The following is a 3,324-nucleotide window of genomic DNA, read 5'->3' on the forward strand; positions in this document are numbered from 1 at the left end:
GGTCCCGCCCTGTCTTCGTTGCCCTAGCCAATCCACCCGCTGGTCTTCATCGCCGAATACACCGCGACCGCCGCGAGCACGAAGAACGCTGCCGCCGCCAGTCGACGGATCAACGCCAGCGGCAGTTTGTCGGCCGCGAAGTTGCCCGCCAGTACCACCGGTACGTTGGCGATCAACATGCCCAGCGTAGTGCCGATGATGACCATGATCAGGTGCGGGTACTGTGCGGCCAGCATCACCGTGGCGACCTGGGTCTTGTCACCGATCTCCGCCAGGAAGAACGCGATCAACGTGGTCAGGAACGGGCCGAAGCGGCGTGCATTGCTGGTTTCGTCATCGTCCATCTTGTCCGGGACCAGGGTCCACAGGGCGGTGGCGGTGAAGCTCGCAGCCAGGATCCAGTGCAGCACGCTTTCGGTGAAGAACCCGCTGACCCAGGCCCCCACGGCGCCGGCGGCCGCATGGTTGGCGAGGGTGGCGGCGACGATGCCGGCGATGATCGGCCACGGCTTGCGAAAGCGCGCCGCGAGAATGAGCGCGAGCAATTGCGTCTTGTCGCCGATTTCGGCGAGCGCAACGATGGCGGTGGGAACGAGCAGGGATTCGAGCATCAGGCTTCCTACGGGGCGGGTCGACACGGCTATGACACGTACAACCTCCCCGCCCCGGGTAAGGTGTGCGTGTCATAGGTCTTGTCAAACCCCGGGCTCATCTGTGTGAGCCGTGAGGTCGCACGCGCCATGGCCTGTGGGCCAAGTGTGTTGACGCGTACCGGGCAAGCAGAGGGTGCTTGCGGGAGACTACTCCCCTAGGACGGAGCGGATTCTGCCTAGCCGAAACGGTTTGGGCAAGCGTTAATTTTTTAACCGCGTGTTGCCCTGTAGATCCGGAAGCCATCCGCTTCGGCGCGGATTTCGCAGTTGCCCAAGGCCTCCTGGAGCAGGGGTTGATAGCGCAGGAAACTATTGGCAACCAAGCGTATTTCGCCGCCTTTTTGCAGAATTTTGCTGCTTTTTCTCAGCAGGTTTTCCGCCGCCTGATAGTCGGTGTGCACCCCGGTATGGAACGGGGGATTGCTCAGGATCACGGTGAGATTATCGGGTGCTGCATCAATGCCATCACCGCTGATCACCTCGCCTTGCAGACCATTTGCAGCCAGGGTCAGTCGACTGGCGGCCACGGCGAAGGCATCGACATCGAGCAGGGTGACGTTGCTTTGTGGATAACGTCGCTTGATGGTCGCGCCGAGTACGCCCGCGCCACAGCCAAAGTCCAGCACATGGCCGACCGGCAGTTGCTCCAGATGCTGCAGCAGCAGCGCGGTGCCGCGATCCAGGCGGCCGTGGCTGAACACGCCCGGGAGGCTGACCACCTGCAGCGGGCCATCCTCGAGCGCCAGCTCGAAGCGCTCCGCCAGGCTCTCCAGGGGCTTGGCCTCGGGCGCATTGTCCACGGTCACCTGCCACAGCTGGCAGTGCCGGGCGCTGTCGAGCTTGCGCGGTTTGCCGAAGGCCTGCAGTTGCTTGGCCGCGCCCTCGATTCCGCCACGTTTCTCGCCGACCAGATACAGCTCGCGCCCGCCCAGGCGCGAGGCCAGGGCGTTGAGCAGGTAAGCGGCAAGGTCACGGGACTTGGGCAGGAACAGTACCGCCGCGTCGAACGGAACCTGTGGCACCTCCACGCCGTAGTGGCTGCGGCCAGTGAAACGCTGCTCCAGCAGCGCCTGATCACCGGCGTGCCAGGTCCAGGCGTGCGCGTGCGGCAGTTGCGCGAGCAGGCCATCGGCGGCGGCGCCGGCGATCAGCAGCGGGCCCTGGAACAGGTCCGCCTGGCGGAGCAACACTTCACTGCGCGGGTCCATCGGCGGACGCCTCCTGAAAAAGCGCGAAGTGTATCACTTGGCGTACCGGGACGCGGCGTGGTCGCTGCAGGAGCAACTGTCTTGTTCAAGATCTAAAGGCCAGCCCAATCCCCCGTGGGAGCCACTGTCTTGCTCAAAATCTGTGGGGGCGGCGGTTCGCCGCTGCGACTTGCCCGCGAACACGGGCGTAGCCCGTGCCAGGCAACGCGGTGCCTTTTTCGCGGGCAAGCCCGCTCCTACAGGTACCGCACCCGTGCTGAGGACCGTGTACGGGCTGGCAGTGGCGACCGAGTGGGTTTGCGCTTCAGGCCACCACCCGCCGTGGCTGACCGGCGAAGAACGCCTGGGCGTTTTCGGCCAGTTGCCCGATGATACGCTGGCGCGACTCCACCGCACCCCAGGCGCTGTGCGGGGTGATGATCAGGCGCGGGATGTCTGCCGCCAGCAGCGGATTGCCGTTTACCGGCGGCTCGACGCTCAGCACATCGGTCGCCGCACCGCCCAGGTGACCGCTGCGCAAGGCATCGGCCAGCGCCTGTTCATCGATCAGGCCGCCGCGGGCGGTGTTCACCACAAGGGCGCCCGGCTTGAGCAAGGCCAGTTCGCGGGCGCCGATCATGTGGCGGGTCTGCTCGTTCAGCGGGCAGTGCAGGGTCAGGGCATCGACTTGCGGCAGCAGTTCATCCAGCGCCAGGCGGTCGGCGCGCGCCGGTCGTCCAGGGATCTGCCCGCTCAGCACACGCATGCCGAACGCCTCGGCCAGGCGCGCCACCGCGCCGCCCAGCTCGCCGTGCCCCAGCAGGCCCAGGGTCTTGCCTTCCAGCTCGACGATGGGGAAGTCCAGCAGGCAGAACTGACTGGCCTTGGCCCATGCGCCGTCCTTTACCGCCTGCTGGTAGTCGCACAGACGGGTGGCCAGGGCCAGCAGCAGCGCCAGTGTGTGCTGCGCCACCGAAGGTGTGCCGTAGCCCTGGCAGTTGCACACGGTAACGCCCTGAGCGCGGGCGGCGGCGAGGTCGACGTTGTTGGTGCCGGTGGCGGCCACCAGGATCAGTTTCACTTGTGGATTGGCCGCAAGCGCCGCAGCATCGAGCATCACCTTGTTGCTGATCACCACGCTGGCGTCCTTCAGACGTTCGCTGACCTGTTTCGGAGCGCTTGCGGCATGTATTTGCAGCCTGTCGAACTGCTGTTCGAGCGCAGAAAGGTCGAGATCTCCCAGGTCAAGGGAGTGATGGTCGAGAAAAACTGCATGACGCGACATTGGCGGCTCCGTCGGCAAAGGCCAGAGGTGGGGAGCGCATCGGCTCCGGATTCTGCGGCGCTGTAACGCCCTGTTCGCACATTGCCACTCATACTTTGCGACGCCAAATCATTCCTTCGGCTGATTTGACCGCCGCGTCACCGATCTACAGTAAATCCTTGAATATCCGGCACGCTTTTCAGAAAAGGGATACCCATGC

At 64.8% G+C, this 3,324-nt stretch carries 3 protein-coding genes and 1 riboswitch; all 3 genes read right to left on the reverse strand.

All coding sequences use genetic code 11. From position 1 onward, the window contains the following. Positions 1-23: 23 nt before the first annotated feature. The 3 genes from APH44_RS28635 to APH44_RS28645 all read right to left on the reverse strand — a co-directional run bounded on the left by APH44_RS28635 (position 24) and on the right by APH44_RS28645 (position 3,125). Entirely contained in the window at positions 24-611 is a 588-nt protein-coding gene (locus APH44_RS28635) for a TMEM165/GDT1 family protein (protein ID WP_054895644.1), read from the reverse strand. 87 nt (positions 612-698) lie between these two features. Further along, positions 699-821, reverse strand: a riboswitch (yybP-ykoY riboswitch). A 41-nt stretch (positions 822-862) separates the two neighbouring features. Beyond that, a complete protein-coding gene (locus APH44_RS28640; protein ID WP_054895645.1) occupies positions 863-1,861 on the reverse strand; it encodes a class I SAM-dependent methyltransferase in 999 nt (332 codons plus the stop codon). A gap of 304 nt (positions 1,862-2,165) precedes the next feature. Next, complete coding sequence (locus APH44_RS28645; RefSeq protein ID WP_054895646.1) at positions 2,166-3,125, reverse strand: 2-hydroxyacid dehydrogenase; 960 nt, start codon at positions 3,123-3,125, stop codon at positions 2,166-2,168. Between the last annotated feature and the right edge of the window lie 199 nt (positions 3,126-3,324).

It is taken from the genome of Pseudomonas sp. NBRC 111143, from assembly GCF_001320965.1.
Taxonomy (GTDB): domain Bacteria; phylum Pseudomonadota; class Gammaproteobacteria; order Pseudomonadales; family Pseudomonadaceae; genus Aquipseudomonas; species Aquipseudomonas machongensis.

Coding starts and splice junctions, on each gene's coding strand:
- APH44_RS28635 (WP_054895644.1), bottom strand. CDS start 611: ATGCTCGAATCCCTGCTCGTTCCCACCGCCATCGTTGCGCTCGCCGAA.
- APH44_RS28640 (WP_054895645.1), bottom strand. CDS start 1,861: ATGGACCCGCGCAGTGAAGTGTTGCTCCGCCAGGCGGACCTGTTCCAG.
- APH44_RS28645 (WP_054895646.1), bottom strand. CDS start 3,125: ATGTCGCGTCATGCAGTTTTTCTCGACCATCACTCCCTTGACCTGGGA.